26 protein-coding genes are annotated in these 25,755 nt (G+C 49.0%); 19 read left to right on the forward strand and 7 right to left on the reverse strand.

The features are described from left to right. Positions 1-363 precede the first annotated feature (363 nt). The 7 genes from NC980_RS11115 (at position 364) to NC980_RS11145 (ending at position 5,311) form a co-directional block, all read left to right on the forward strand. Positions 364-1,137, forward strand: coding sequence for a hypothetical protein (locus tag NC980_RS11115; RefSeq protein ID WP_190376245.1), 774 nt, complete (start codon positions 364-366; stop codon positions 1,135-1,137). A gap of 85 nt (positions 1,138-1,222) precedes the next feature. Further along, positions 1,223-2,872: a SpoIIE family protein phosphatase gene (locus tag NC980_RS11120; protein ID WP_190376246.1), complete on the forward strand. Its 1,650-nt coding sequence runs from the start codon at positions 1,223-1,225 to the stop codon at positions 2,870-2,872. 2 nt (positions 2,873-2,874) lie between these two features. Continuing rightward, positions 2,875-3,321: an anti-sigma regulatory factor gene (locus NC980_RS11125; RefSeq protein WP_190376247.1), complete on the forward strand. Its 447-nt coding sequence runs from the start codon at positions 2,875-2,877 to the stop codon at positions 3,319-3,321. Between the two features lie 664 nt (positions 3,322-3,985). Continuing rightward, entirely contained in the window at positions 3,986-4,507 is a 522-nt protein-coding gene (locus NC980_RS11130) for a hypothetical protein (protein ID WP_190376248.1), read from the forward strand. Next, positions 4,477-4,902 (forward strand): hypothetical protein, encoded by a 426-nt coding sequence (locus NC980_RS11135; protein WP_190376249.1) that lies wholly within the window; start codon positions 4,477-4,479, stop codon positions 4,900-4,902. The genes NC980_RS11130 and NC980_RS11135 overlap by 31 nt, the downstream gene beginning before the upstream one ends. 17 nt (positions 4,903-4,919) lie before the next feature. Further along, a complete protein-coding gene (locus tag NC980_RS11140) occupies positions 4,920-5,168 on the forward strand; it encodes a hypothetical protein (protein WP_190376250.1) in 249 nt (82 codons plus the stop codon). Continuing rightward, complete coding sequence (locus NC980_RS11145) at positions 5,168-5,311, forward strand: hypothetical protein (protein WP_190376251.1); 144 nt, start codon at positions 5,168-5,170, stop codon at positions 5,309-5,311. Before NC980_RS11140 ends, NC980_RS11145 begins: the two co-directional genes overlap by 1 nt. A 463-nt stretch (positions 5,312-5,774) precedes the next feature. Here NC980_RS11145 and NC980_RS11150 read toward each other — a convergent pair whose 3' ends face one another. The 5 genes from NC980_RS11150 to NC980_RS11170 all read right to left on the reverse strand — a co-directional run bounded on the left by NC980_RS11150 (position 5,775) and on the right by NC980_RS11170 (position 11,965). After that, positions 5,775-8,831 (reverse strand): pentapeptide repeat-containing protein, encoded by a 3,057-nt coding sequence (locus NC980_RS11150; protein ID WP_190376252.1) that lies wholly within the window; start codon positions 8,829-8,831, stop codon positions 5,775-5,777. Between the two features lie 89 nt (positions 8,832-8,920). Further along, entirely contained in the window at positions 8,921-9,916 is a 996-nt protein-coding gene (locus tag NC980_RS11155; RefSeq protein WP_190376253.1) for a hypothetical protein, read from the reverse strand. Positions 9,917-10,693: 777 nt separating this feature from the next. Continuing rightward, positions 10,694-10,930, reverse strand: a complete 237-nt coding sequence (locus NC980_RS11160) for a hypothetical protein (RefSeq protein ID WP_190376381.1) — start codon at positions 10,928-10,930, stop codon at positions 10,694-10,696. Between the two features lie 334 nt (positions 10,931-11,264). Further along, positions 11,265-11,717 (reverse strand): hypothetical protein, encoded by a 453-nt coding sequence (locus NC980_RS11165; protein ID WP_190376255.1) that lies wholly within the window; start codon positions 11,715-11,717, stop codon positions 11,265-11,267. After that, entirely contained in the window at positions 11,714-11,965 is a 252-nt protein-coding gene (locus tag NC980_RS11170) for a hypothetical protein (RefSeq protein ID WP_190376256.1), read from the reverse strand. Before NC980_RS11170 ends, NC980_RS11165 begins: the two co-directional genes overlap by 4 nt. Positions 11,966-12,656: 691 nt before the next feature. On the opposite strand from NC980_RS11170, the gene NC980_RS11175 reads away from it, so the two are divergent. The 12 genes from NC980_RS11175 (at position 12,657) to NC980_RS11230 (ending at position 22,709) form a co-directional block, all read left to right on the forward strand. Then, positions 12,657-12,965 (forward strand): hypothetical protein, encoded by a 309-nt coding sequence (locus NC980_RS11175; RefSeq protein WP_190376257.1) that lies wholly within the window; start codon positions 12,657-12,659, stop codon positions 12,963-12,965. Between the two features lie 207 nt (positions 12,966-13,172). Further along, positions 13,173-13,328, forward strand: coding sequence for a hypothetical protein (locus tag NC980_RS11180; protein WP_190376259.1), 156 nt, complete (start codon positions 13,173-13,175; stop codon positions 13,326-13,328). Between the two features lie 80 nt (positions 13,329-13,408). Continuing rightward, entirely contained in the window at positions 13,409-13,732 is a 324-nt protein-coding gene (locus tag NC980_RS11185) for a hypothetical protein (protein ID WP_190376260.1), read from the forward strand. Next, positions 13,732-14,226, forward strand: coding sequence for a hypothetical protein (locus NC980_RS11190; RefSeq protein WP_190376261.1), 495 nt, complete (start codon positions 13,732-13,734; stop codon positions 14,224-14,226). Before NC980_RS11185 ends, NC980_RS11190 begins: the two co-directional genes overlap by 1 nt. Further along, positions 14,223-14,924, forward strand: coding sequence for a hypothetical protein (locus tag NC980_RS11195; protein WP_190376262.1), 702 nt, complete (start codon positions 14,223-14,225; stop codon positions 14,922-14,924). Before NC980_RS11190 ends, NC980_RS11195 begins: the two co-directional genes overlap by 4 nt. Positions 14,925-14,989: 65 nt before the next feature. Beyond that, the gene (locus NC980_RS11200) at positions 14,990-16,402 is read left to right on the forward strand and encodes a hypothetical protein (protein WP_190376263.1); all 1,413 of its coding nucleotides are present in this window, start codon (positions 14,990-14,992) and stop codon (positions 16,400-16,402) included. 367 nt (positions 16,403-16,769) lie between these two features. Further along, complete coding sequence (locus tag NC980_RS11205) at positions 16,770-17,783, forward strand: hypothetical protein (RefSeq protein WP_190376264.1); 1,014 nt, start codon at positions 16,770-16,772, stop codon at positions 17,781-17,783. A 1-nt stretch (position 17,784) separates the two neighbouring features. Further along, on the forward strand, positions 17,785-18,063 hold the full coding sequence (locus tag NC980_RS11210; protein WP_190376265.1) for a hypothetical protein: 279 nt from the start codon (positions 17,785-17,787) through the stop codon (positions 18,061-18,063). A 433-nt stretch (positions 18,064-18,496) separates the two neighbouring features. Continuing rightward, positions 18,497-18,661, forward strand: coding sequence for a hypothetical protein (locus tag NC980_RS11215; RefSeq protein WP_190376267.1), 165 nt, complete (start codon positions 18,497-18,499; stop codon positions 18,659-18,661). A 38-nt stretch (positions 18,662-18,699) separates the two neighbouring features. After that, positions 18,700-19,191, forward strand: coding sequence for a hypothetical protein (locus NC980_RS11220; protein WP_190376268.1), 492 nt, complete (start codon positions 18,700-18,702; stop codon positions 19,189-19,191). Positions 19,192-19,284: 93 nt separating this feature from the next. After that, positions 19,285-22,467, forward strand: coding sequence for a hypothetical protein (locus tag NC980_RS11225; RefSeq protein WP_190376269.1), 3,183 nt, complete (start codon positions 19,285-19,287; stop codon positions 22,465-22,467). Further along, the gene (locus tag NC980_RS11230) at positions 22,464-22,709 is read left to right on the forward strand and encodes a helix-turn-helix domain-containing protein (RefSeq protein WP_190376270.1); all 246 of its coding nucleotides are present in this window, start codon (positions 22,464-22,466) and stop codon (positions 22,707-22,709) included. Before NC980_RS11225 ends, NC980_RS11230 begins: the two co-directional genes overlap by 4 nt. 244 nt (positions 22,710-22,953) lie before the next feature. On the opposite strand, the gene NC980_RS11235 is transcribed toward NC980_RS11230, so the two are convergent. Next, positions 22,954-24,054, reverse strand: coding sequence for a site-specific integrase (locus tag NC980_RS11235; RefSeq protein ID WP_190376271.1), 1,101 nt, complete (start codon positions 24,052-24,054; stop codon positions 22,954-22,956). 181 nt (positions 24,055-24,235) lie between these two features. Next, positions 24,236-25,690 (reverse strand): MFS transporter, encoded by a 1,455-nt coding sequence (locus NC980_RS11240; RefSeq protein ID WP_190376272.1) that lies wholly within the window; start codon positions 25,688-25,690, stop codon positions 24,236-24,238. Positions 25,691-25,755 lie beyond the last annotated feature (65 nt).

A 25,755-nucleotide genomic window follows, 5' to 3' on the forward strand; every position in this document is an offset into this window, starting at 1 on the left:
CCTCAGACAACGATCGGCGGCGCGAATGTACCGGACTTTGATTATTGTCTACACAACGGTAGATCCCCAAATCTGTCATAAGAGCGATTCTGGATTGAAAATAAAATTCGTAGAAAATACTTCTTGCCTGCTCTCCCGATTACAGAGTTTCTGGCTTAATCACTCACACTGCAAATTTTTTGCGATCGTCGCTCCGAAGTCATCCCTCGATCCCGTGTATTACCTCTGATAGCACGATCGCCTGATTGCCGGTTTAATCAGGTTTCGGTGGAGCTAAATTCTAGCCCTGTCACGATCCCACTCTAGAAACAACAGAGATAGGATCAGGGATAGCTTGGAACCCTTCGAGTATGCGCTTCCGTCATGAATAAAAAACTCTATTCTCTTATGCGCTCTCCCCTAAAGCTGATCTCCTCGATCGCCCTAATTAGCGCCCTGTCGTTGATGACGGGCATCCCCCTGCTACAAGCCTCCGCCGCCCCCATACGCGCCACCACTGAACTGCTTGATTATGCCTACCCCAAGTCGCTGAATTGGCGAGTCCGGCGCGACCTCGCTCGACGCATCGGCATTCCAGCCAAAGATTTGCGCGTTACCGAAGCCCAGCGCCAAACCTGGAAAGATGGCTGTCTCGAACTGTCTGCCCCCGATGAGTTTTGTACTCAGCAATTAGTCGAAGGGTGGCGAATTGTAGTCACGCATAGACAGCAACAATGGGTGTACCACACGGATGCTCAAGGACAATCGCTACGGCTAGAGTCGGGCGATCGTCCCCTGCCGCGCAACGTCATTTTTCGATCGCAGTCTTCCGGGGGATTTGCCGGACAGAATTATGAAACCGTGCTGTTCACAGATGGTAGGATGCAGCAGAAGATCACCTTCGTAGGGGGTAAAAATGCTCCTGTTCGTACTTGGCGCGTTTCGCCTGAGAAAGTCCAGCAGTTTCGTCAACTCCTAGAGCGCGAACAGTTTCAAAGCTTTAATCACAAAACCTATCCTGCCACCGCCGGAGCGGCTGACTTTTTTGTGGTGCGACTGAGTAGCCCGATGGGAACCGTCGAATACGCCGATGTCGCCCAAGACAAACTACCACGATCGCTCAAAACCATCATTCAAGCCTGGAATTTATTACGGTAGAGGGATAGATTGAGCTTTTGTTAGTTTTTCTGGGGCTTCCGGGTACGTTTCCTAAAGACTTTTACACGGGATTCCGAGGAGTTGCATGAGGCGGGAATTGAACCCCAAGCTCAAGCTGTTAATCGTCGACGATGAGCCAGATAATCTCGACTTGCTTTACCGTACCTTCCGACGGAATTTCGAGGTGATTCGGGCAAAAAGCGCGATCGAGGCGCTCAAAGTTCTAGACCAGCAGGGCGAAGTCGCGATTATTATCTCAGACCAGCGAATGCCCGAAATGCTGGGGACTGAGTTTCTCAGTCGTACCGCCGATCGCTTCCCCGATACGATCCGGATTGTACTGACAGGATATACCGATGTAGAGGATCTCGTTGATGCCATTAATTCGGGCAAAGTGTTCAAGTACATCACCAAACCCTGGAAGCCTCAGCAACTGCAAGTCGTCGTCGAGCAAGCCGCAGAAACCTACCGCGTTCTCAAGCAGCGCACTGCCGATCTGCGCCGCGCCCTCCGTCGAGAATCTTCGTTTAATGCCATCACTACCGCCATCCGCGAATCTCTTGACTATCAAAACATGCTGCAAACGATCGTCGAAACGATCGGAATCACGTTTGAAGCAACCTGCTGTATTTTGCATCCGGTTGAAGGCGATGTCTTTCGATCGCACTCGGCAATTTACTGCACTGAGTATGTTGCCTATGACACCTGCCAGGACGATCGCGCCTCCAAACTGGTGCAAGAGGTCTTTCGCGATCGAGCTGTACGGCTCGAAGACGAGCATTCGCCCCATCTCGTCTTACCGCTAGCTTATCAGCAGGAACTACTAGCGATTTTGTCGCTGCACCGAGCGATCGCAAAACCGATGTGGTCGAGCGAAGACATCGAACTGATTCAAGTCGTGGCAGAGCAAGCTGCCCTAGCGATTTCCCAAGCGCGGCTCTATCGCCGCACCCAACAGCAAGCTGAGCAAATTCGCGCCGAGTTAGCCGTTGCCCGTCAGATTCAAACGAACCTACTCCGGCAGACCTTACCAAGCTCAGACAAGCTAAAAGTGCAAGCCTGTTGCCACCCTGCCCGCGAGGTAGGAGGCGACTTTTTCGAGGTCTATCAGCATCCCCAAGGCGACCTGTGGTTAGCCGTGGGCGATGTTTCTGGCAAAGGCGTTCCTGCTGCTCTATTTATGGCAAGCGCCATTTCAGTGCTGCGGCGAGAACTGTCTCAGGAACCCCCCCCTGATCCTGATCAAGTAATGCGAAACCTAAATAGTATTCTTTCAGAAGATTTAATGGGAACAAATTGTTTTATCACAATGGTTTTAGCCAGATACACGCCTGGTACTCATCAGCTTGTCTACGCCAATGCGGGACATATCTACCCCGTGGTTTGGTCAAAGCGGACGATCGCATCCAATTGCGACCCAACTTATCTCAAAGTGCGAGGTGTCCCTCTGGGAATTTTGCCAGACTGGAAAGCCGCCGCAGGACAGTTAACGCTAACGAGTGGCGAAGTACTGTTGCTTACCAGTGACGGCATTACCGAAGCCACAATCCGATCGGACGATCCATCGAGCTCCTTGATCGCGTCAGCCGGTGCAATGCTGTGCCAAACCGGACTTTGGAAGTTACTCCAACAAGCCGGAGAGCGCCTGGATCTCAAGCAGCTTCTAGCCCAAGTTCAAGCTCACAACTCAATTCAAGAAGACGACCAAACGATTCTCTCCCTGGAGGTTTTGTGACCATGCGAACTGAGCTTCATGTTCCAAGCGACTTAAAGTTTTTAGGGGTGGTTGAGCGGTGGCTGCTCGATACCTTGGAAGCTGAGATTGGCAATCAGGTAGATTGGTCGCGCCAGTCGAGTCGGCTTCGGTTGGCGCTCGTTGAAGCCTACTCGAACGTTGTGAGACACGCACACCACAACCGACCTGATCTACCTGTGATTTTGCGTTTGGAGTTGAAGGGGCGGGATTTGGCGATCGAGATTTGGGATCACGGACAGGGGTATGACCTCTCGACTTATCTTGCACCCTCGCCCGAAGCGATGCAGGAGCATGGCTATGGCTGGCTGATTCTAAATCGGCTGATGGATCGAGTGGAATATCAGCTACAGGTGAATGGTCGCAACTGTTTGAGGCTGCAAGCAAATTTGATGGAAGACCATTCGACCCAGCACTCTCATTGTTCTTGAGCAGGGCACAAGGGTAAAAAGCATACACAGCAGAAGTTTTAGGCGTTCTCAATAGCGAGGATACCGATATCGTACCAATGAGTGAGCCTAGTTACTAGAGTTATATATTTCTTGTAAAAGTAGTAACTAATAGTAACTCTAGTAACTAGGCTATAAGATTCCTTACTGCTATTGGGTTTCAGAAGTTACTACTTTTTGAGATGAACAGTAACTAATGGTAAGTAGATGGTAACTTACCTCTCTCACGCAACTACGAACATTAGATCCTTTCCATGATTTCAGCGATGTAGAGTCAAAAGGGGCATCCTAAATCCATCCCTTAAGAATCCTCTAATGGAAGAAACGCCCCTAGATTTGATGCTGAGTTCCGATCCTGCGATCTCCCCAATGCCGATCGAGGCTTGGATCGTCCTGCTGTTGATGCTTGCGTAAGTAGCTTGGGGATTTCTGTCGGAGCGTCGGGATTCTCTATAGTTCCAAGCCTGCTATCGATTTCTCACTGGCATCCCATAAAGCTTTAGTGTCCGGAGTGTCGCACTGAAACAAGAAAGCCCAAAGATCCCTCTCCTAGTGCGGGGTAATCCTCGATATCCAGGAATATGCTCATACCTCCTTCTGCGAAGACCCAAAGCGCAGACAGGATCAAGGCAATGGAGAAACATTGATGAAAGGCAAGATCAAGACCGTTTTAGCTGTGTTGGCACTTCCCGCTATTTGGGCACTTGGAGCAAAGACGGGTAAAGGAAAGCTGTTTCGATGTTTGCTCGCGCTGTCGCTTTATTATTCCCCGGTGGCGATCGTTAAGAGTGTTGTTGCTCCAGATCACTCCATAGAACAGGCTTCGGTAACTTCTCAATCGGAGAACAAAGGACAGGCTTTTATCGATGCGTTTCAGTCTCAAATCAATGTACGCAAGAGGGGAGGGCATTCTACAGAATATGCAGAAGAGGTAATAGGTGCGTGGACTAATCGGTTTGTTGATCGAGATCGCTCAATCAATGCAGCATATCAAAATGCTTGCTCTGAACTTGCTGAGTATGGCGGGGATGCTCAGAAGATTGGGGAACTTGCCTATCGCGTGAACGGCTTCCAAAGAAGTCTTGATCAGTATGTTGTGTACAACCAAATTAAGTTTGATGCTGCAAATTCTGTAGGATGCCCACTAACACCCCAGGATCACCCCTAGACTTCTCCGACCATCCTTGGAAAAAATCCCTACTGATCTCGGCATCGCTGATTCTGGCATTCATTTCGGTTAGGGTTTCGGCTGGAATCCCAGTAGACCGATTCAAGGGAAGTCCTAATCGTCGTAAGCGATTCGCATACACCGTAGAAGTGTCGCCCTCGATTTTGCCCATGAGTACCCCAAAGTCGGAACTATCGCGCCTCTCGGAAATCCTGACGGTTAGATTTCCCCCAAGCGATCGCAACCTCCTAAAGTCCGTTTGTCGTCAAACCTCGCAAAGTGAGGCGGATATCCTACGGCAAGGTTTCAAGCTTTACGTCTTGAAGTGCCAAATGGAGAACCGCCTGATCCAATCCGCACATCAGAAAGGCATCTCATACCCAATTGTTAATTGATCAGAGGAAAATCTAAAATGGCAAGACTTAAGGCAACCGTTCCGAACCTCCGAGAAGGCGTACCCGATGAGAAAGTTCTCAATCGGTATGCTCTGAACGATGGAACTTTTCTCGATCTGACTCAATGCACCGTATTTATCTTCAAGGAAGGGCGATACATCGCGATCCCAGAAGCGCAGATCTCTAGCTTCCGACCACAGGAGCAAATCGATAATTTCTATAGCTGTCCGAAGCGGGAAGAGTTGCGATGTGCGGAGGTTGACTAATGGAGCTTACAGATCAGTTTCAGGAACAGCTTAAGAAATCCATCGCGGAAGGTCTAATAGAAGTCGCGCAGAAGTTAGAGCGCTCCCAAGCCGCAAAACAAAAGCGACAAGATGCGGCGATCGTTCTTGCCCTCACCCAGTAATCCCACTAGAAAAACCACAAGCGCGTCCTGCTAATCGTTGAGACTTGGAAGAATCACCCAGAATTCCCAGGTGAAGCCCTAGCGCGACAGACTGAAGAATTACTTGAACTTCTGCGACTGTAATAACCCTCTCCCGTCCTCATATTTTGCACCAGAACAATCCCAAGTAAGACCGTAAGATCTACTTGGGATTTGTCTTGAGACTATTCATAAGGTCTGTCTCATGCTCAAGTGTTTATATACTTACGAGTTTGAATAACAAGCAGATTTTGAACTTCTGCGCGATGCAATGTGGTTTGATCGAGGCTGGATTGCGATTGCGCCAAAGACAACGGTTCAGCGTTGCATCTGCCACTTCGTTTTTCAATTTGGTATCAAATCTGTCTGCCATCAATTCAGTCCGTATCCGTTCTACTCATTTCATCCTTAAGAATCAAGATCGTATTTCTCCCGTTATTCACCATCACTTTAGACCTAGCTGCTGTTTTAGTGCGATCGGCACGTTTCTCGCTGTGTCTAAACCTTGCACTCCTTCCCAGTTTGTCCCTTCATTCCAAGTGATACCGGAGAGGTTGGCTCTGGAGAGGTTGGCGCTGGAGAGATTGGCTCTGGAGAGGTTGGCGCTGAAGAGGTCGGCGCTGTCGAGGTTGGCGCTGGAGAGGTTGGCGCTGGAGAGGTTGGCTCTGGAGAGGTTGGCGCTGAAGAGGTCGGCGCTGGAGAGGTCGGCGCTGTCGAGGTTGGCGCTGTCGAGGTCGGCGCTGGAGAGGTAGGCGCTGTCGAGGTTGGCTCTGGAGAGGTAGGCGCTGGAGAGGTAGGCGCTGGAGAGGTAGGCGCTGAAGAGGTCGGCGCTGGAGAGGTTGGCGCTGGAGAGATTGGCGCTGGAGAGATTGGCGCTGAAGAGGTCGGCGCTGGAGAGGTTGGCGCTGGAGAGGTTGGCGCTGGAGAGGTTGGCGCTGGAGAGGTTGGCGCTGTCGAGGTTGGCGCTGTCGAGGTTGGCGCTGGAGAGGTTGGCGCTGTCGAGGTTGGCGCTGGAGAGGTTGGCGCTGTCGAGGTTGGCGCTGGAGAGAAAAGCACCCACGATCGAGCGAAATTCTCTCAATGCTACACAATCGCCATAGCTGATAATCTTCAGCAAGCGGTGCATATAGTCCTCTCCCTCCGCAATCTGCCCACTCGGATAAAACACAATCTTCTCTTTCAGGTCATCTCTCACCTGAGCATAGCGGTGCAACTCCAATAGCAGAATCATTACATTCAGTCCTGCATAAACATCAACCTGCCGAATTCCCAGCGGTTTCTCTTGATCCGGTAGCTGTTCTCGAAGCAGGCGCATCTTTTCCTGCGGTAAGTTCTTACCTGGAAGTGCATCAATAAATGTTCCCTCACACCAAAGCTCATAGAATGTATTTAACCGCTCGAATAGTTCTTCGGGCTTAAACTCATCACCACTTCCGCTCAGTAAAGCCATCAAAAATTCCACAATCTCTACACTCAGAACAGGCGAACCGAGCAAATCATAAATCTCTTGATATAGTGGATCATTTCCAACATAAAACGGATCAGGTTTAATGCCGGGTGCTGTCCACCGCACGATCGCATCTCTCAACCGTTCTGCACACAAAAACTCACCAAAACTCTTATGTGTAAACTCAATCGATCCACCCTTATCCCCTGATGCAGGCTTAATGTAAAACGCAGTTAAAAGACTATTGAGCGCTTTTGCTTCATCGGTTGCGGTTTCTTGTCTCGCTTTTTGCATCAATTTTGCGATCGGGTTATTCGCATCTTTGATACAGCGCTCCTCTAGCATTCTCAGCGGTGCATACTCATTTCCCGCCTGCACCACACACAAAGCCGCCTCAGTCAGAAATCGTCGCAACTCTTCAGGTTCCAATCCCGTCAGCCTAAAATTCTCATTCTCGCGCTGTTTATCCAGCACCCATTTCACCGCTTCATCATAAATCAGCACCTTAGCATCAATCTTTTTCTCGGTCTGCAACATTCCAGCATCTAAGCGCTGTTCTCGATGCAACCTCGCCAGCAAGTACAGCAACAACGGTTCCCGCGCCAAATCATCGTTCACTTCTTCCGGACAGCCTTCAAGAAACTGAGAAAATTGATGCGCTTCCTCGCTACCAAACTGTTGCGCCCACTGACTGATCCATCGCTGCCGAATCGAATCATCCATCGGTTGAATCGCAACCCGCGCCAAACTCTTCGTCTGTGTAATCAAGCGATCGATCCCTTGCAAAGAAAGCGGTCGCCCAGTAATCACAAACCGATGGTGTGAATTGCGCTGAAAGTCCTCAACCTGCTGCAAAAACTCTTTCAGTCCTCCGCCAGCACGTCCTTCGAGCAACAATTCATCAAACCCATCCAACAAAAACAAAAACCGAGTATTGCGATCGGTCAACCAGCTCGAATCACTCGTAACAAAATCCCAAGTTTCCAGATAATTCTCTAAGGTCTGCGTCAGATTGTTCTCTAAAGCCCTCAAATGTCGCAGCCGAATCACGATCGGCATATAACTCGGATACAACTTTCGTCGCACTCGATCGCTAAACATCCGGCAAAACACACTTTTGCCCCGTCCCGCTTCCCCTTGAATAAACAACACTCGCCCCTGCTCTCTCGGATCAAGCAATTGCTGTTGCGCCCAAGTTTCTAAATCGATAGGTGGAAAATTCTTGATCTCTTTTCCATCTTGATCCAGCAATTGCACTTTTAATCGAACATACAGATCCTGAAACGTCAGACGCTCCTCATCAAACACCTTCTCTTCCGGCTTCGATGCGATTTCTCTGGCTAAGTAATCTTCTAAGCTCTGAATTCGCTCTAAAACCGCTTGTCCACCCAATCGATAGAGTTCTGCCAAAGGCTTGAGTTGATCGGCTGCTTTCGCAAGTTCTTCACCCAAAATCCGAGGGACTGTCCGAGACACACGATCGCACAATAATGCCGCTTCATTAATTGCAAGACCCGCATCTTCAAGCCGCACTTGCAGAACTTGATTCAATGCACCTGCCAAGTCCGACTCCTGAAAACTCACGATCGCTCGTCGTGCATCTCGATCGCTAATCTCTCTTTCAGCTAATCCCCGAACCCGTTGACTCACCAATGCTGAAACCTGCTTTTCCCCAATTCTGGATAACAGAGTTTGATCACCCGCAAGCTGTACTTTTAAGCTCTCTAAATACGCTGCTTGCACTAACAACACAACGCACTCCTCCAGCGTCGGGTCTTTCTTGGTCGCTTCGCAGACTAGATTCAGCAACGTCACCGCGATCGGAGCAAACGGAATCGCATCTTTCACAATCCGCGCTAAAGGTGAATTCAACAGATCCAACAGCGAAGACATCTGTCCCACATAAGGCCTCAGCAGTGCGACATCTGCCGACTTCTCCTTCATCGTCTTCGCCAACTCCAAAACTGCTTTCGCTGACTCAGCACCCGTTTTTGTGACCTCAACCGTTTGCTTATTCACGATTCTTGCCAAAAACGATCCAATCTTGGTTGCCATTATGAGTTGCCTGATCGTCATCGAATTTAGAATAGCGCGAGAAAAGTGCGACCGACCGATCAAACGCTTGAACCACAATAACAGTAACGTTAATCTCCCCCGCCAATAACAGACCGGTGCATCCAGCAGATTTGATTAACTCCCGGTGAAACTGCAAGCCAAAAATCATTAGGATTTCTAGGGTTGACTCTTCCAGCGTACCAAGGCAGCAAGGTATAGGTTTTAGGGACGACATAGGCAATCGGAGCGCGTAACGATGGATGAGTCCGACAGTTGACATTAGGATGCGCAGAATAGAAGCCATCGTACTTATCCTTACTGGTGTTGACCCGCTCGACCCATCCTTGGGTGTCTGATCCGTATAGCTTCCACCCCTCCTGATATCGTCTGATTTTGGCTTCCATTGGGTTCCCTTTCGATTTTTCTGAAGTGCTTTTAGGAGAGACAATCTCTAATTGCTTCCAAGCGTTGATCGTCCCGTTCCCGATGGGGACTTCAGTTTCACGGGTCTTATTCCCCTGCTCCTGTTGGTAAACGATCGAAACCTTGCCAGCCTGTTGAAGGCTCTTGAGTTCCGTCTTCGCCTCATCCGACAGTTTTAGCGCTATGGGAGTCGGTGAAGCACCAGCGCCAGCCCCCCAACTAAGATTCTCTCGTCCATATACACAGAAGCGATTCACGTCTATCTCAGTGAGTTCATAAGACTGTCCATTGATCTTGATGAAAAATTTCGCAACTGGCTGTCCTGTCAAAGTCCATCGATCAGACCCTTGAGGCTTCCAATAAACAGAGAAGAGAAGACCTTCCGAAAACCAACTCGAAAAATAAAGCTTATCTGTAGCCTTTCCTGAGAACATACCGGAAAACTCGTCTGTGTAGTCTCGATCGAAAACGACATTCTCTAGACCACCACGATCATTAACAATGCGGACGGGTTTTCCATAAGAGAGGTTTTCGTTGGGAGTAATCTGGCAAATACTTGGAGCCGATGGCGTATTATCAATTACTCGTGTCTCCTCTGCCCTCGTAGAACTTCCCCAAAGCGCGATCGCTAAACCTAAAGATGCTGCTATCGTCCGTCTCATGCTGCCTTTCCGCTACTCAAAACACACGAATATTAATCATGTGCTGTTGAGTACATCTGGAGAAAAGCTACGGATTCACAAGATCTTCATCGCTACGCTTAGACTTTATCCGGAACTTCTGCCGATTCCACAGAAGTTCAAACAGATCAAAAACGTCTAAAACTTGCTCTACACAGTTGTTCTAGGCGTTTTTCTATTGGATTAAATTAGAATCTCAGTCTCACGGATTTACTAGGGCTGTAGCCGTCATACTACTCGTGCTACAAACGCTGATTAATCCAAATTTAGTCCAGCGATGTAGTACGGGATCTAAGACTCAGATTAAGACCGTGAGACAATCTAAAAATAACCCTTCTAAACTGAGTATGCTAGCATCACGAACATCCTGACTAAGTGATGTTTCTATTTTCATGAATCGCAAATTGAAGCCTCGTCTAAAACGCCTTTATGAAGAGATCCTAATCAAGCTATTTGTTGATAATACATTCTTGTACAAGTTTGTTCATTGTCATAGACTGAGTTCCCGATCTTTCTTTGTAAGAAATCGGCAGTTCCATGTTTGTGCTAGGTGTACCGGGCTTGTCTCTGGATATGTAGTATCTCCTTTGCTATTGCTAGTGAATGATTATGCGTCGAAAATCTTCATCGTTTCTTGTACGGCTCTAGTTTTAGATGGGGCAACACAACTTATAGGATGGCGAGAGTCAAACAATATGCTCAGATTGTTTACTGGCTTTACAACTGGAGCAACCGCCTTAGCTTTTCTGTGGGTTTCTATCAGTCACCTCGTTCTAAGGTTACGTTGATAGTACCCTCTGTAGAACCTGCAAGGAATGCAAGCGGTAAGCACAAGCAAGCAAGGCAACAAGCGTTCCCTCCATTAAACTTTCCTTGTGTAATCGTTTCGCTTGCAACCCTCCATCCTTCAGCACCATGAGTTTGTAGTGCTTGCAACTTATCGGCTTGCCCTTTCGCGTTATTGGGAAACTGTAAGTTTTTATACTCTTTTGCCATATCTAAACTCTCAATGCTTACACAGCCTATCTGCTTTGTGGCTGGTATCTCAGGGAAATGATCGCTTGCTTCATCAGATCAAAACGATCCGGACATCTATCTCCATATAGCAAAATCCCTAGGATGAGCATAAGCACTCACTCTAGGGATTTTGTTATTTACCTCTACGGGTAAAAAGTTTACTTTTTTCGCTTCAGTGATGTTGCGAAGTCTCGGATCATTTGCTCGTCTAGTTCATCAATTGTGCATCGGTGGGCTTGCGCGCATTCCTTGAGAAAAGTTTGGGAAGCGATCGCAAGGTCAACGATGAAACTTTGTGCGGTGCTCAAGGTTTTCATGCTTCGTTTTCCTCTTGGTTTTGCATTGCTTCCCAGTCCGACGGGTCTTCCTCGTCTATATCTGGCATTTGTGTCCTGATCCATGAGATAGCCCCCATGAGATCTTTGGCTCCAGTATCAAGCATCTTCATTTGGCGCTCAATCTCCTCTCGAACGGCAGAAACATTACCATTGTGTTCTTCAAGCATGGTTGATAGGTGTGCTGCCATATCTGGTGTGTCGTCTGTAAAAGCAGGGATTTCGCCTTTTGAACTGCAATTGAGGAATTTGATCAGATCAGATCTTGCCAGGGATGCATCCACGTATTTTTTCAGCAAAGCTCTTAACGCCTTGATAGCTCTTTCCCGGTCGTCTCCGTTGTAATCAAGAGCGTTCCTCGCAAGATCCAAAGCGTTACTTCCGATATGTTCCGATAATTCAAGCAGGTATGCGGTGTCTTCACTGTTCATGCTTCAGTGTCCTCTTGAGCTTCACTCATAATCGTGTCCATACGCCTAACAAATTCCGCGTAATTGATGTCCCCGCTTTTCAGCATTGCTTTTGCTGCTAACCCGTACCGCAGTAGATCCTCGATCGTATCAATCTCGTTCCATCCGAGTTTGTCGGCTTCCTTTAGGACTGCCGTACGGATAGATCGAGAAATATTGTAGTTAACACGATCCGCGTCTTTCTTCTTACGTCCCACACTCGCAACCATAAAACCAGTCTCCAATAAACATTAAACGCTATTTCTAAAATCCTACACTGTTTTTCTGTTTATCATGTACATGATATGTATATGATAAATCTATGGATATCAGCAAAACCATAGGTAAATTTCATACATATCATGTACATGATATCTGTATGTTTGGGTTATAGTAGTAACAAGCGAGGGGAGAGACAACCCTAAGACACCCCGGAAACAGGGGGCGGCGATGAGCCTGCCAGAGACACCGGAACCCATAAGGGAACACAGAACCAACAAAACCGCATACGCCGCTATCTGGGAAGGAGACCGACTAGGGGACTCCAGAAGGGCACTACAAAAGATTTCAGAGATTGACCATCACTTACCGATGGCGATCCTCTGGATTCTCTCCAGAAATACAAAAACCGCCCCTACTGCCTGATAAACATCGGGACGGCTCAAAAGACATACGTATAAAGGATGTTCCCCAATGATAGTACAACCGGATCTCCAAACAAAAGCACCTCAGCCTACTTGCTCGCAATGTCGGGAATACGATCGCGGACTCTGCAAACTTCGGGCGCGTGCTGAGTGGGATAACTGCTACGTTTCACCGGAGCGTAAGCCCTGTCACTTTGCTGATCTTCTGCCGTTCTAGGCTCCCTCAAGAATTACTCAGATCGACTTGGTTAACCCACCCCTACAGGAAAGCCAACAAATGAACACCCAAGCAACCAACGGAGCAAATGCCATGAAATCGATTTTTGAGAACTATGTCGCGATCATCATCGGGGAGAAAGAAATCCCCTTCAAAATGCGGCGACAGGGACTTACGCGAGATCTCCTAAAGCGCTCTTTACTGATGTTCGCAAGCTACGGCGGCTCACGTCCTAAGCAACTGCTAGATCTTGCGATCGCGGGCAATGCTGATGCTCGAAAACTGCTAGTTAATGCAGCCTGTGACGGTTACGCGAGACAAGCACAGATAGTTCTCAAATCCAAACTAAAGGAATTAATCAATGCTTAAGCCCGGATCGTTTGTTCACTGGCGCGAGTGCCCCAGTCACCTAGAGAAATTCAGCCGCACTCAAGTTCTAGAGATTCAGGACGGGTGGATGCGACTCGGAGGGTTCAGCAATTGGATCAGTCTTGACCAACTTGAGGCAGTCCAACCCACACAGATCGAGCGGAACCGATGCAACGCTTACAACTCACCCATAACAGGAGAAATCGTATGAAGACCCCCGCAACAGTCCAAGCCGTGATTCTCGCGCTAACCGTAACGATTATTGGTTATGCGTTGCCAGGCGTGATCAGTATCGCTAAGTCGGTTCAAGAGACACTCCCAGATGATCGCCCAACAATCAAAGACTTCAGCGCTAAGCGATAGAAGCTGAAGCCGCCCAAGCTCTGACCCCTGGGTGGCTCTATCCCCCAACAACGTCAAAATCATTTGAGGATTTTTTAATTATGGCAAGTACAGCACTTGGATACCACGGAATTGGCTTCAACTCCCCCGCAATGAAGCTTACTGAGTCTTGCGGCGATCGTCTGGAAAAGATGGCGAGCGGCGACAAGTTGGGACTGATTGCAATTCTCGCGGCTTGGCTGGCTAACGACGACGAGGATTATGGACTCCCGGAAGCGATGTGTGAGATACAAATGACCGTTACCGAGCATTTCTATCTCTATGTTGCGATTTTGGCTGATCCAGAGAATCACATCAGCCCGGACGATGCTTTGAGCATGATTGCAGCGCTAACGGCTCAACTCAAAGGGAAGGTTTACGCATAATGAACATCGTCACCAAGAAAGTCGTTACCCGCTCTCTATTGGGACTTGCGATCGCTCTCGGTTGCATTGTCGATAACAGCAGAATCCTGAAGTTTCAGGCGGAGATGAACGAGAGATCAACCGCTAAGGCGGAAGCGCAAGCAGCGCAGACGAGCGAGGAAACGCGACTCACTAAAGCACAAGCCGACTCTAAGACCGCTTTAGATCGCGCTAAGTCAGGCTGCATTCTGGTTGTGCTGACACGAAACAATCGACCCGCCAGATTCCAAGAAGGAGCAAGGGTTTGGGATGCACAGACGTTCCCAAGCAATCCTAAAATTCCTCGCTTTGACAAGAACAAGAATCCGATCAATGGAGTTCAGCCGATGCCAGCCGGGGTGATTGTTTGTAACCAGTTTGGCGATACAGCGATCGTCTCTGAGGGCGGCTGGCTTAACGAAATCCGCAGAATCGAACCAAGCAAACTACAAGAATTTAGGAGCTACTTAAGATGAAGACTCAAGGCGCAAGCCAACAATCGAACGGAAGTTCCCAGGGTCATCAGACTTACAAATCTGCGGCTCCCAAGCGTAGCAATCGAGCGTTACTCAAACTTGCAGAATACAGCTTCTATGCCATTGCTGGTGTTTTAGCCTTCTTCAGCGCTTCCCCTTGGATCGAGGTAGGTCACGCGATTGGTTCTGAGATTGCAGCAACGAGACTTTATAACGCCTTGATTGCTGTTCCCTTCTTGGGTCTTGTCTTTGCGTTCCTGCGGTGGATTCTGATCAATGCGTTAGGTGCTGGACTCTGGGCGATCGTGAATGCAGTACAAATTGCTCCGACACTTCTGGCAGTTCCCCCAATCTATGCGGCGATCGTGGATTGGTTGAAGGCTCAAAAAGAACCAGACAGCGACAACCCCCAGATTGCGAAGTACCAGAAGAAAATCTCGGAATGGCTGCTGAATGTATTTAAGGAAATCGGCAAGTTTAGCGCCATCGCATACCTGATCGAACTTGTCGTAAACCTTGCGTACTTCGCTCCCTACGAGGGCGGATGGTCGGTTTTTATGAAGGATATGCCTTTGTGGGACTTGGACAAAATTCTCTATGTCCAGTTCGGCTTAATGGTTGCGAGTATCTGCGCTGTCGAGATTCTAATCCGGTTCGTCCTTGCCGTGTGGAGAATCTTCCGCGCTGTACGGGGTTAAGTTACTTTGCCGATCGACTGCCATCGATCGGCTTTTCTATTGTCCTTCTCACGGAGTCCCTACCCATGTCCCAACTCTCGAAGCACTCAGAACACCACGTCATCTGGACAATCGGCAACACCCGGATTGTAGACTCAGAACCGGATCAAGGCATTACCCCGACGATCAAGGCGGCTGCACTCGGAATAGCTGCGATTACAACTGCTCCGATTAGTCCCGTGATTGCGATCGCTTTAGCAGGATACGCAGCAATGAAGGTGTTTGAGTCTTTCCACTTTGCCGGGACAGATGCGGCGGATATGGCTAGAGAGATCTACAAAGACGTGAACGGGACTGAAGCCGAAACTGTTCCAGATGGATGGGTGCCAATGCCTCAATCTATCGATCAACCTACTAAAGCGATCTCACTAGTTGAGGATCGACCAACGCCGGTGGATGTTCCAGAACAAGCAGTACAGCCATCGGCGCGACCTACCGCGCTCTCCTGTATCGTGGCTGATCCCTATCAATCGAGAGCATTCTTTGGAGCGCAACGGACGGGTAAAAGCTATCTGGCTGCGGTTGCTTCTAAAGAAATTCACGATCATCTATCCTGCAAAATCTTCCATTTCAATCTGGCAAGCTTTGGCGATGAGGATTCTTACTACTGGAGCCACGCTGCTGAGTCGATTCGGGGGGACTTATCGAGCCTGGATACTTTCGAGGCTAAGGACGTAATCAAAGACGCGATCGCTTTAGTCAAGCGCTTCTATAGCACCCAGAACGCGATTCTAATTGTTGATGAGATTGCTTATCTCGGCAGTACATCTAATCAGCATGGGGAACTGCTTAAGCCACTTCTAACGCTGATTGCTGACAAGATTACAACGCTCTCCAGTAGCGGCAAGAAACGACAGCAAGCCATCTGGACTATCGCACCTGAGTTTGTAGCAGGCTCATTGACTCAAGACGCTAAAGCCGTCAAGAAACTAAAGCTCTGCTATGTGTCAGCGCATCCAGAGAAAACGGTTACATGGAACGGGCAATCGATCGGTTTTGATTGGGAACTGTTCCGGCAGATTAAAGCAAACTTCGAGATTGCTGATCCATCTGTTGTGCCAAGTGGTGATCGTATTTGCTTCATTGGTTCTGACTGGCTACCCGTTGGAGAGCTACCAGACCTAAAGAAAGGTACGACAGAAATCAGGGAGCGACTTGAGAAAAGTTGGCAAGCTTCTACTGAGGATGAGCCAAACCCATTCGATACTTTCATCAACTCGCTGAGTCACGAATCGCAGGGAGACCTAAAGAAATTTGTCGTGTGGCTGAAGAATCGGCAAGGTACAGAGCTAACCTACGACCAAGTTAAAGATTCATTCGCCAAAAATAACGGGGTGAATCGAGACAAAGCTACCCTAAATACGCTCATCCAAGTGGCAAAGTCGAAGCGTCTGATAGAGCTTTCTTCTAATAACAAATGGATGGTTAAGAGTATTTAGGGTAGCTAGGGTAAGCGGGGTGGGGTGCTTAGGGTAAACGGGGTAAGGCTTACCCTAGCGTTACCCCAAGATTTACCCTAAGATTTACCCTAACTACCCCTAGAATTTTACCTCTCTACAAATCTCTCTAATTCCTGCTAGGAAATACCCCAAGAATACCCCTAGTTAGTATTAGGTGAATCTAGGGTAAGTGGGCTTAAGGATGGTCTAATGTCCTTAAGCACGTGCTGATAAATAGGATAAAGATAGGTTGAAAACGGGCTGGAAACGGGTTAATATAGTTTTAGGCTGAAAACGGACTAAGAACGGTCTTATAAGAGGCTATTATCGGGCTAATAACGGGCTAACTAAACAAAGGAGCAGAAAGATGGCTGATCTAGGGACAACGCAACGACGCAAGCTGATCGTCGGGTTGGACTGCGGCAACGAGAACGAAAAGATCGTTTACTCGGTTGATGGTAAGGCGAAAACATTTGAAGTACAGCATCGATCTGTACTATCTGAGGTTGATGCTGACGACGACGACGCGATCAGTTGCGTAGCCGGTAGCAACGAGTGGAAGGGTAGATCGTGGGTTGCTTCATCGGGCGGCTGTAATGAACTGCGGACGATGAATGATGATCTGGGAAAGCCTAAGTTAATTCTCCCCTTGCTGATCTCTGCCATGTGGGATGTGTTGAAGGATGGAGATCAGCTTTATGTAGTGGCATCCGTTCACAACAAAGCGGCTCTAGGTGGAATGATCGGAAATGCTCTTACGGGTTGCCATAGCTTCACTCAAGGTAAAACTACAAAAGAGATTGATATTGTTGTGTTGTCGGTCGTGAATGAGGGAGTAGGGGCAATCCTGCAAGCTAAGGTAAACTCTCGCAGCAATCACCTTTTGGATATCGGTTGCGACACTGTGATCGCTTCAGTCTTTGATGGACTTAAGGCTCCAAAAGACTGCCCTCCCTACTTGATTAAGCGAGAGGGCACAAGGATGCTGATCAGTGAGTTTGCAAAGTGCGAGGCAGTCTCGAAGGCGATCGGCACTGGTGCAGTACTAACTTATGACAAGTCGAAAGCAATCATCGAAGCTTCCCCGGTACACATCCTTAAGGGCGCTTGCGGTCAAGTAGATCTAACCGTTGCACTACGGAATGAGGTTTATCGCTGGCTCAATGGGCGGATGGCTCAAGTAGATCAAATGATGGGTCATCACCTCGCTAAAGTTGATGGCAAGTTTGCGACTGGGGGAGCCTGCCGGATTAAGCTAGTTGCTGACTACTTAACAAACAAGGGTTACACCATCTTGGACGATCCGCTAATGGCAAATGCTAAAGGGCTGCATTCGTATGGCATGAAGCAGTACAGCAAGCTAAATCAGGAGGCTGCATAGGATGGCTCCCTCTGTTTCTCGTAAGCCTGCTGAGGCAAAAATCAGACCATACATTAGACAGTCGATCGTAGAAGCTGCGCGGCGTAAGTTTCCAAGCTTTGAGGGTTCCGATGCTGACTTTATCGAGTGGATTCTATCTTCGGTGAATGCTGGAGTTCTTAGCTTTGGAGGGCAATCACTCCAGCATTCAGTACCGGAGCAGATCGAAGCAGATCCACCAATAGATGCGAAAGGGGAATCGGAGCAAGCTGTAAGCCTGCTCGACGAAGAAGCGGACTAATCCAAGCAATCCCTAGAGAACAATCTCTAGGGATTGCTTGCATGTCGGAAACTTTCTAAAAGAAAAGGTGGATTGTTTTTTCTAAGGGTGGCAGAATCCTTGATGTTGGCACGGAGGAAGTACGGAAATGCTTAGATACGACTCACGGCTTGACCTAAAGCTGTCCCTGGGACAGAAGAATAATCTTAGGCAGATTGCGGATCAGTTTGAGTATGAGAGTCTTTCTGCGTTAATCCGAGCGATCGCAAATAAGCGGTTAATTGTAACAAAATCCTAAGCAATCATTAAACTTTTCCGCACAGAGTCTAGTGATTCATAAGATAATCCGATAGATAAGCTATAAAGGGTATCCCTTGATACAGAAAGACCAAGGGATAGACCGATTTCAGGCAGAGAACGTTTTAGAAGTGGAATCCACAAGCGAGGCAATCAAATGGATCGACACCTACTACCAGGAGCAACCGTTAGATTTTCGAGACCGTTGCTCGATCAACTGAACCGAGCCAAGGATGAGCTTGGGACTACCCGCAACGCGATCGTCATTGAAGCGGTTGAGTTCTGGCTCAACTCCCAAGCGAAAACCCCGACCTCTAACTAGAGAAAATCGGGGCGCATCAAACATTTGTAGAGGTAATTATGACACAACACGACACGATCAATCAGGAATATCAAGCCACCTACTGGCGACATGGCGAAGGTTCGGGTATCTCAGGAAGCCTTGATGTCTGTCTTCAGTTGTGGGACGTACACCCGCAATGGCTACCAGATCTGGCGAAGCTCATCAACCGACACGGCGTGATCGACATCGGAGATGACAATCTGGGTTTAACCATCAGCAAGGCGGATGCAACAGGCAGTACGCCCCCGTTTAAGATCTACTGGCGGCTAGATGGGCAACCCCGCAAGTACAGAGATCAATCCCCTTCTAAACCCCCGGTAAACCATTGCTCTCATTGCGGTAGCGCTAATCTACGGGTACTCAAGGGAAGGGCGCAACACGCAGCAGAGTTACGCTGTTTGAACTGCGATAGGCACGTCAAATGGCTCCCTAAGTCCGATCCTCGATCTCAACAGTTCGTACAGCAAGACTCTAGCATCGACTTTCTGAAGCGTTGTTTTGATGTCTAGATAGCAAAAAGACGAGAGCTTGCGACTCCCGCCTTTTAATTTCTTTTTCACGTCCAAAGTCCACCTTCTACGCGGCTAAGTCCGTATAAAACTATGGTACTTTCTCAAGATCGATCTGTCAAACAGGAAACCGAAACCGCTACTACTACGCCGTTTCAGGAGTCCGTAAGCACTTTTACTTATGGTGCAAACTTCGATGTTATCGGTAAGTGCGAGCCGCAGAACTTAAGTTATCCGGGCGCGTTCCGAGAAGTCACCGGATCAATGCAAGACCTCGCAGCACACATCAGTAAGGGTCATCCCTGGATGCCTGCGCTACTGAACGACGGGTCAAGAAGGCAGCAGTTCAACGCAAAGTTTGCTGAGGTACTCGGACTCGACATTGACGGCGGGATGAATATCGACGAAGCGCTTGATCATCCTTTTATCGGGCAGTTCTGCGGACTCGCAATTGAGAGCAGTAGTTCAACGCCAGAGCTTCACAAGTTCCGGTTAGTGTTCAGGTTAGACCAAGCGCTGATCGGATGGGAAGACATTAGACTCGCTAACGAATTTCTAAGCGAGATGGTGAAGGCGGCTGATAAAGCCTGCAAAGATGCGAGTCGCTTCTTCTTCGGAGCAAAGGATCGCGAACCCTTCCACATCAACGAATCGGCTCGACTCCCCGAAGACTTTCTTCAGCAGGCTAAGGAGTGGAGAGCGGATCAAGAGTCACAGGCTAAGCGAGAGTACGAGAGCGCTCAATCTAGCCGTCAGAGTCACCCAGAGAACGCATCAGACAACTTTGAACTGCTACGCGAGGCGCTGAAGTCTATCCGTGCGAAGACTTCCCCTGGTGACGGGAGATATCCTGAGTGCTTTTCGATCCTCGCTGGTTTGGTGCATGGGCTTGGTGCTGTGGATGCGGAGATCTTGGTTAACGAGTGGAGTCCGACCGTTCCTAAGTCTGGATGGGATGTTCCAAAGTTGATCGAGAGCGTTCAACGGGGGCACTCAGGACGTGAGGCTACTCTAGGGACTGTGTTCCACGTTGCCAAGATGAACGGCTTTAAGTTCCCCTCTCAAACAACCCGCAAGGCTCAAAAGCGAGTCGCTGAAGCAAGATCGGCAGAGAAGGCAGGCGAGGGAGGAAAGAGCTACGAGCAAGATCTTTGGAAGTGTCTCGACACTGTTGATTTTCAGATCGGTTACTGGAAGACCTACCAGATCGACCCGTCAGCCGAGTTTGAAGTAGATCGGATGATGACTCGCGCTAAGGAGTCCAAAAGCGTCAATCACGTAGGGTTGCGGGTAAACGAGAAGAATATTGAGTGGCAAGTGTTCGAGGTCTTTGTGGCAAAGGCTGACTTTGATTTCGAGGTGAATCGGGTACTCCAAGGGACGGACGGCGGCGGAATGATCCTAAGAGTTCAACGGATCGAGGGCACTAAGCTGAACTCGAAAGATGTCTACGTTCAGTCCGCAGACACGACTACAGCGAAAGACTTCATACTTGCGCTAAAGCGTGGCTACGGGCAAAACTTAACATCCACACTGAAAAACGAAGAGGTTCAAGAACTTCTCCAAAACCGTGAGGCGATCTACCGTCGAGACGGGGGCAAAACCTATAGATTAGCTGATCGGGTAGGTAAACAGGATTGCGGTACTTGGGTGTTCAAGAACTGTCAATTTAAGGCAGATGGAACCCTTACAGAAGAGAAAGAAACGCTAATTGTTTTTAACGATCGGCTTGGTCAGGAGGAGCAGATCCCATCACCTGAAATCAAGGAGCAAGATCCTGATGCCCTAAATCGGCTTGTTTTAGCGGTAGAGGGGTTCTTTGGTAAGGAAGGGGTCGGTCGCGTCCTGAAAGATCTCGGACAGGTTACAGCGATTCTCCACAGAGACGACATAATGAGACACCTAAACCATTTTCCGCAATCGTGGGTTTTTGGTGAGAAGGGAGCGGGTAAAACATTCTCTGCCACGATCGCGGTTTCACTGGCTGGGATGCACCATTTCACCGTCAGTAACTTTACAGTTTCAATGTTGTACGAGCGCTTTAAGTCTCTCGGATGCCTGCCTTTTCTCGTAGACGATCCGATTAAACCAGGTCGCAAACAACAGGACGCAAGAGAACAGCTAGAGAAACTCCTCTGGGACGCTTACAACGGTTTCGGTCGATTTGTGCGGGGGAATGACCAAACGCCCCACACCTGCGCTCTGTATACCTCAAACGTGGCAATCGGAGACGGAGCGAAAGCGCTGATTTCTCGGCTGCTTATGACTGAATTCCCAAAAGGAACCCTGAATAAGTCGGTAGAGAGAGAGTTGAAAGACGCTTACGAGAATGCTTCAGGCGGATTCTCTCAATTAGCGTCAATTCGGTACGATCACGCAGCATTTCGCGAGATCTGCGAGGAACTTAGACCGCTTATGGAGTCGGTAGACTCTAGGTTGATCGAAGCCCTAGCGCTCAACATCTTTTTCACGGAGAAATTTCTAGAGAAAGCCCGTTACGAGTTTGATTACAAAGGCTTCTGCGTGGATAATATCGCCACTCAAATGGCAGGGTACGAATCGACAAAAGACTCCCTGGAAGACTTTATCGAGAAAATGTCTCTAATGATTTCTGAGGGAGATGCGGGGCGCTGGAACTGCGTTGACGTTTCACCACGGGGAGGGGGGCACTACCTAGCGATCGACCTCGCTTCGGTGTGGCGAAAGTTTGAGCAACGGTACACGCCCAACTATTCACGGCAGTCTCTAAACGCGCTGATCCTAGCGGCTGGCGGACGTACAAACGAAAAGCAAAAGTTTGTACCGACAGAACTCGAATGTAGAGAGTATCTTCGAGCGATCGCGGAATTCAACCGAAGACCGACCGAAGAACAAGCCGCTGGTACGCCCCCAAGGGAACCAAGGAAAACCACTCCTCGGAACTGCGTAATGATTCCAATGGAGCTAGTTTTAGCGCAGTTGGACGAAAAAACCGAGATTGAACCGAAACCAGGAGAGGATCAGCAGGTTCAGGAAGAGCAGCAAACAACTCAGGAAGCGCAGGAATCGACACCTGATAAGGCTTTTAGACCTCCGTTACCAGAAGAATGGAGCCCAAGTGTAAACGATGCCGTCCTAGTAATGGATGGTCAGCAGTGGGACATCGCAATCGTGAGGTCGATTCCAGGAGAGCAGAGCTTTTGGAAAGTCGAGCGCGAGGAAACAGACGAGAAACCGAGCAAGCTTCTCACGATCTACAACCTTGAAGCGCTCCGACCGATGGAGGCGTTCGCATGACTCATACGTGGTTAACTCTAGCCGAGACTTGCGATCGCGCCAATGTTTCGGAGTCCACAATCGAGAGATGGATCAAAAACGGGCATCTGAGGTCAGGGATTCATTACGGTGGCTCCGGTCGGTTACGAAGATTTGACGCTGAGATGATGGATGCTGCAATCCGGTTTCAAGACGATCCACAGGCACATGAGCAGGTGATCGCGCTGAAGAGAAAACTTCTATTCGGTCGAAAGGCAGTCTAGTTACCAAGCCACTATTCAAGAAGTTACCGAGTTACCGATCTCGGTAACTTCTTTTGTTGGGGGTGACCGTCAGTCGTAGCAAGGATTTAGGTTTTTTGAATACGGCAAAAGAAGTTACCAGCTACTATCTCGGTTCCAATCAGTTACGAAACATGGTAACTTCTGAAATCCTTAAACAGCGGGCGTTTTGACCCCAAGTTACCATAGTAACCACAAGTTACGACGAAAACATACGCCTACCTTTTCACAGGTCTGATAATCGGGGGCGCTTTGTAGAACCCAGATATCGATCGAGCATCGTCCGGGGTCGGTTGCCTGCATATTTGGCTGCGGTTGCGATGTCGAGATTACCCGTAGAGATCTCATGACTCCATCTTGTGTGTCGCGTGTGATAGGGAGATCTGTACTCAATCTCTAGACGCTCTAGGGTAGGTTTCCAATAGGATCGCCTAAAGTTATTCCGATCTATGCGCTTTCCTTTTGGAGAAGGGAACACAAAACTAGACGACGCTGTTTCCTTTAATCTGAGTAGCAGTGACTGAATCTTAGGACTGAGGGGGACGCTACGCGCTTCGTTTGTCTTAGTAGTTTTTATCTTGTGAGACCGTAAATCGAAGGACTTAGCGATCCAGACTTCGGAGCAATCTTCACTCACCGATGCCCAATCAAGTGCTACAGCTTCACCGATGCGGCAACCCACACCCATTAGAAAGGTCACGAAGTCTCGGTAATGGCTATCCTCAAACGCCTCTAAAATCCGGTGGATTTCCTCAAGGGTAAAGGGCTTAGCAGATTCTCTAGGGTCTACGTCAACCCTAAGATCGAGCCAAGGATTAGACTTCGCAAGCCCTTTCTTGATCGCCCAGTTCCAGACGGCGCGGATACAGGTGAGATTCATATTTACTGTTTCACCGCCCTGTCCGCAGTCTTGCAGGTATCCCATGAACGCGACCGCTTTTTTCTCGGTGCAGCCATCAACGCTTAATTTTCCTTGGAACTTCAGAAGATGATTCCGTAGAGTTTTGTACCGATCCACAGAACTTGTCTTCTCTGGGGAAATAGTCTTGATGTATCTCTCCATTAGCGCATCAACGCTTAACGACGAATCGCTCCCGTAGCCGTGCTTGTACTTCCTTAGTGATGGGTCAAAGTTCCCGCTGGCGATATCAAGCTCGATCTGTCTAGCAAGTCTCTCGGCTGCGGATCGGTTTACTCCGTTCACGGCTCCACACGGAAGGGTGAAGCGCTTAGGTCGCTTCATTTCGTCAAAAGACTGCCATCTGAGGCGAAACCTACCGTCTACCTCACCGATCGCAACGCTGCCTTTAGGGGACTTATTAGGCATTCCGTAAACCCTCGTACCAATTTCGTACCAATTCTAGATTTAGAGGGACGTTTTCAGACGCTTTCAGACGGTCTTTATTGACATCGGCAGATCAGGTTATCCCATACCATAAACGGCTTGAATCCTTGATGTGGTAGTGTCTCAGGACTAACAGAGCGACAAATCATGCCCCTTTAGTCGCTCATTGTTCTTGAGGCAGTTGAAGGTCGATTTCTCCTTTGGTCGTAAACAGCGATTTCAGCACTTGGCGTACCGATTGGCTCCCCGCTTCATGCACCCAAATCAGCGGAATCAGTGCCGCAAACCTGACAACCGCAGATAACGCAAACAGTCCAGGCAGCCCCCCATACTGCACCAACTGAGCCAGAAATCCGCCTGCGGTCGTTCCCAAAGCACCACTCACTCCAGCGATCGCGGCTGCGAGTGCAAAATAAGTCGATTGATTCCGAACCGGGGCAATGCCCAGTTGAATATTGTTGTTGCAGAGGTCGATCGCTGCCCAAGTGCCCCCGCCGAGGATGTGCAGCAGCGGCAGCCACACCCAGAGCGATAACGCATCGGTTCCCGTCCCCAGCCAGAAGATCGGGGTCAACGCTACCAAAACACCAACGGTCAGCAGCAAAAATCGATTTCCCACACGATCGGCAAGTTTACCCCAGACGATCAGCATTAATAAGTTTGCTGCTGAAGAAAGACTGCTATAGATCGTCACCCAACTGACATCTAGCCCCAAGTTATCAAGCAGGTACAGGTTGAAAAACGGCGCACTCAGATTGACCGCAAACATCCAGGCGCTGAAGTAAATCAGAAATCGCACGAAGTTGGAGTCTTGCAGCACAGACGCGATCGGCGTTTCTGTGGATGTAGGTAAGGCTTTCTGCTGCTCTTGTGGATTCACGTCTTTCATAAACCACTGAAATCCGAGACTGATTAATCCCGCCACGATCCCAATTAGCAGAACGATGCCATAACCAACGATCGAACCTCCGCCAAACCGTGACACCACAAACCCTGCTAGCGGTACACAGAGCAAGCAGGTTAAATTCGCAGCGCTATTCCGAATACTGAAATACCGTCCGCGCAGCTTCTTTGGCACTAACGCCGCCAGCCAAGACACCCAAGCAGCACCGCCCAGCGCTCCCAGAAAGTGCGTAACCGTGAGAATTGCCAGCGTCCACAGCACCATTGCATCCTCAGTAATTTTGCCCCAGTGGAAGGCGGCGATCGCGACAAGCAACAGCAGCCAAATCAGGCGCGATGGTGTATAGATGGCGAGACAGTAATGGTGGCGGCTGCGAGCGCGATCGCCTAGAATTGCCCCGATCGGCTGAATCAAGTTCGCCATCATTGGAATCGAGGCTGAGAGTCCAATTTCAACCGGACTGGCGTGAAGTTCCACCAGAAAGTTACTTAACAGAACGCCGCCTGCAATGTTGGAAAAAATGGTCGCAAACACGCCATCGATCGTCGAAGCGCGGAGGCTCGTTCGGATTTCGGCTTTGGAGAACTTCGATTCGGGCTGAGCCGCAAGCGAAAACACAGGCTCACTGCCTGTAATTGGCTCAGGGGATTCGATAATGTGGGTAGGAGAAGGTGTAATTGGCGCTAAATCCACTGCTGACCTCGTACAATCCATAACCTGCGTCGGGGCATACAAAACCTATCTCGACTATGATGTCACCTAATGTCTGATTGATCGTT

The sequence above is a fragment of the Leptolyngbya sp. AS-A5 genome (assembly GCF_039962495.1).
Taxonomy (GTDB): domain Bacteria; phylum Cyanobacteriota; class Cyanobacteriia; order Leptolyngbyales; family Leptolyngbyaceae; genus Leptolyngbya.

What these genes read in the sequence shown, in the direction of transcription:
- NC980_RS11140 (WP_190376250.1), top strand. Translation starts at nt 4,920, where the DNA reads ATGGCAAGACTTAAGGCAACCGTTCCGAACCTCCGAGAAGGCGTACCC.
- NC980_RS11155 (WP_190376253.1), bottom strand. Translation starts at nt 9,916, where the DNA reads ATGAGACGGACGATAGCAGCATCTTTAGGTTTAGCGATCGCGCTTTGG.
- NC980_RS11135 (WP_190376249.1), top strand. Translation starts at nt 4,477, where the DNA reads ATGCCCACTAACACCCCAGGATCACCCCTAGACTTCTCCGACCATCCT.
- NC980_RS11230 (WP_190376270.1), top strand. Translation starts at nt 22,464, where the DNA reads ATGACTCATACGTGGTTAACTCTAGCCGAGACTTGCGATCGCGCCAAT.
- NC980_RS11150 (WP_190376252.1), bottom strand. Translation starts at nt 8,831, where the DNA reads ATGGCAACCAAGATTGGATCGTTTTTGGCAAGAATCGTGAATAAGCAA.
- NC980_RS11185 (WP_190376260.1), top strand. Translation starts at nt 13,409, where the DNA reads ATGGCAAGTACAGCACTTGGATACCACGGAATTGGCTTCAACTCCCCC.
- NC980_RS11125 (WP_190376247.1), top strand. Translation starts at nt 2,875, where the DNA reads ATGCGAACTGAGCTTCATGTTCCAAGCGACTTAAAGTTTTTAGGGGTG.
- NC980_RS11160 (WP_190376381.1), bottom strand. Translation starts at nt 10,930, where the DNA reads ATGGCAAAAGAGTATAAAAACTTACAGTTTCCCAATAACGCGAAAGGG.
- NC980_RS11170 (WP_190376256.1), bottom strand. Translation starts at nt 11,965, where the DNA reads ATGGTTGCGAGTGTGGGACGTAAGAAGAAAGACGCGGATCGTGTTAAC.
- NC980_RS11145 (WP_190376251.1), top strand. Translation starts at nt 5,168, where the DNA reads ATGGAGCTTACAGATCAGTTTCAGGAACAGCTTAAGAAATCCATCGCG.
- NC980_RS11115 (WP_190376245.1), top strand. Translation starts at nt 364, where the DNA reads ATGAATAAAAAACTCTATTCTCTTATGCGCTCTCCCCTAAAGCTGATC.
- NC980_RS11210 (WP_190376265.1), top strand. Translation starts at nt 17,785, where the DNA reads ATGGCTCCCTCTGTTTCTCGTAAGCCTGCTGAGGCAAAAATCAGACCA.
- NC980_RS11180 (WP_190376259.1), top strand. Translation starts at nt 13,173, where the DNA reads ATGAAGACCCCCGCAACAGTCCAAGCCGTGATTCTCGCGCTAACCGTA.
- NC980_RS11205 (WP_190376264.1), top strand. Translation starts at nt 16,770, where the DNA reads ATGGCTGATCTAGGGACAACGCAACGACGCAAGCTGATCGTCGGGTTG.
- NC980_RS11165 (WP_190376255.1), bottom strand. Translation starts at nt 11,717, where the DNA reads ATGAACAGTGAAGACACCGCATACCTGCTTGAATTATCGGAACATATC.
- NC980_RS11190 (WP_190376261.1), top strand. Translation starts at nt 13,732, where the DNA reads ATGAACATCGTCACCAAGAAAGTCGTTACCCGCTCTCTATTGGGACTT.
- NC980_RS11220 (WP_190376268.1), top strand. Translation starts at nt 18,700, where the DNA reads ATGACACAACACGACACGATCAATCAGGAATATCAAGCCACCTACTGG.
- NC980_RS11240 (WP_190376272.1), bottom strand. Translation starts at nt 25,690, where the DNA reads ATGGATTGTACGAGGTCAGCAGTGGATTTAGCGCCAATTACACCTTCT.
- NC980_RS11195 (WP_190376262.1), top strand. Translation starts at nt 14,223, where the DNA reads ATGAAGACTCAAGGCGCAAGCCAACAATCGAACGGAAGTTCCCAGGGT.
- NC980_RS11120 (WP_190376246.1), top strand. Translation starts at nt 1,223, where the DNA reads ATGAGGCGGGAATTGAACCCCAAGCTCAAGCTGTTAATCGTCGACGAT.
- NC980_RS11200 (WP_190376263.1), top strand. Translation starts at nt 14,990, where the DNA reads ATGTCCCAACTCTCGAAGCACTCAGAACACCACGTCATCTGGACAATC.
- NC980_RS11215 (WP_190376267.1), top strand. Translation starts at nt 18,497, where the DNA reads ATGGATCGACACCTACTACCAGGAGCAACCGTTAGATTTTCGAGACCG.
- NC980_RS11130 (WP_190376248.1), top strand. Translation starts at nt 3,986, where the DNA reads ATGAAAGGCAAGATCAAGACCGTTTTAGCTGTGTTGGCACTTCCCGCT.
- NC980_RS11235 (WP_190376271.1), bottom strand. Translation starts at nt 24,054, where the DNA reads ATGCCTAATAAGTCCCCTAAAGGCAGCGTTGCGATCGGTGAGGTAGAC.
- NC980_RS11225 (WP_190376269.1), top strand. Translation starts at nt 19,285, where the DNA reads ATGGTACTTTCTCAAGATCGATCTGTCAAACAGGAAACCGAAACCGCT.
- NC980_RS11175 (WP_190376257.1), top strand. Translation starts at nt 12,657, where the DNA reads ATGAACACCCAAGCAACCAACGGAGCAAATGCCATGAAATCGATTTTT.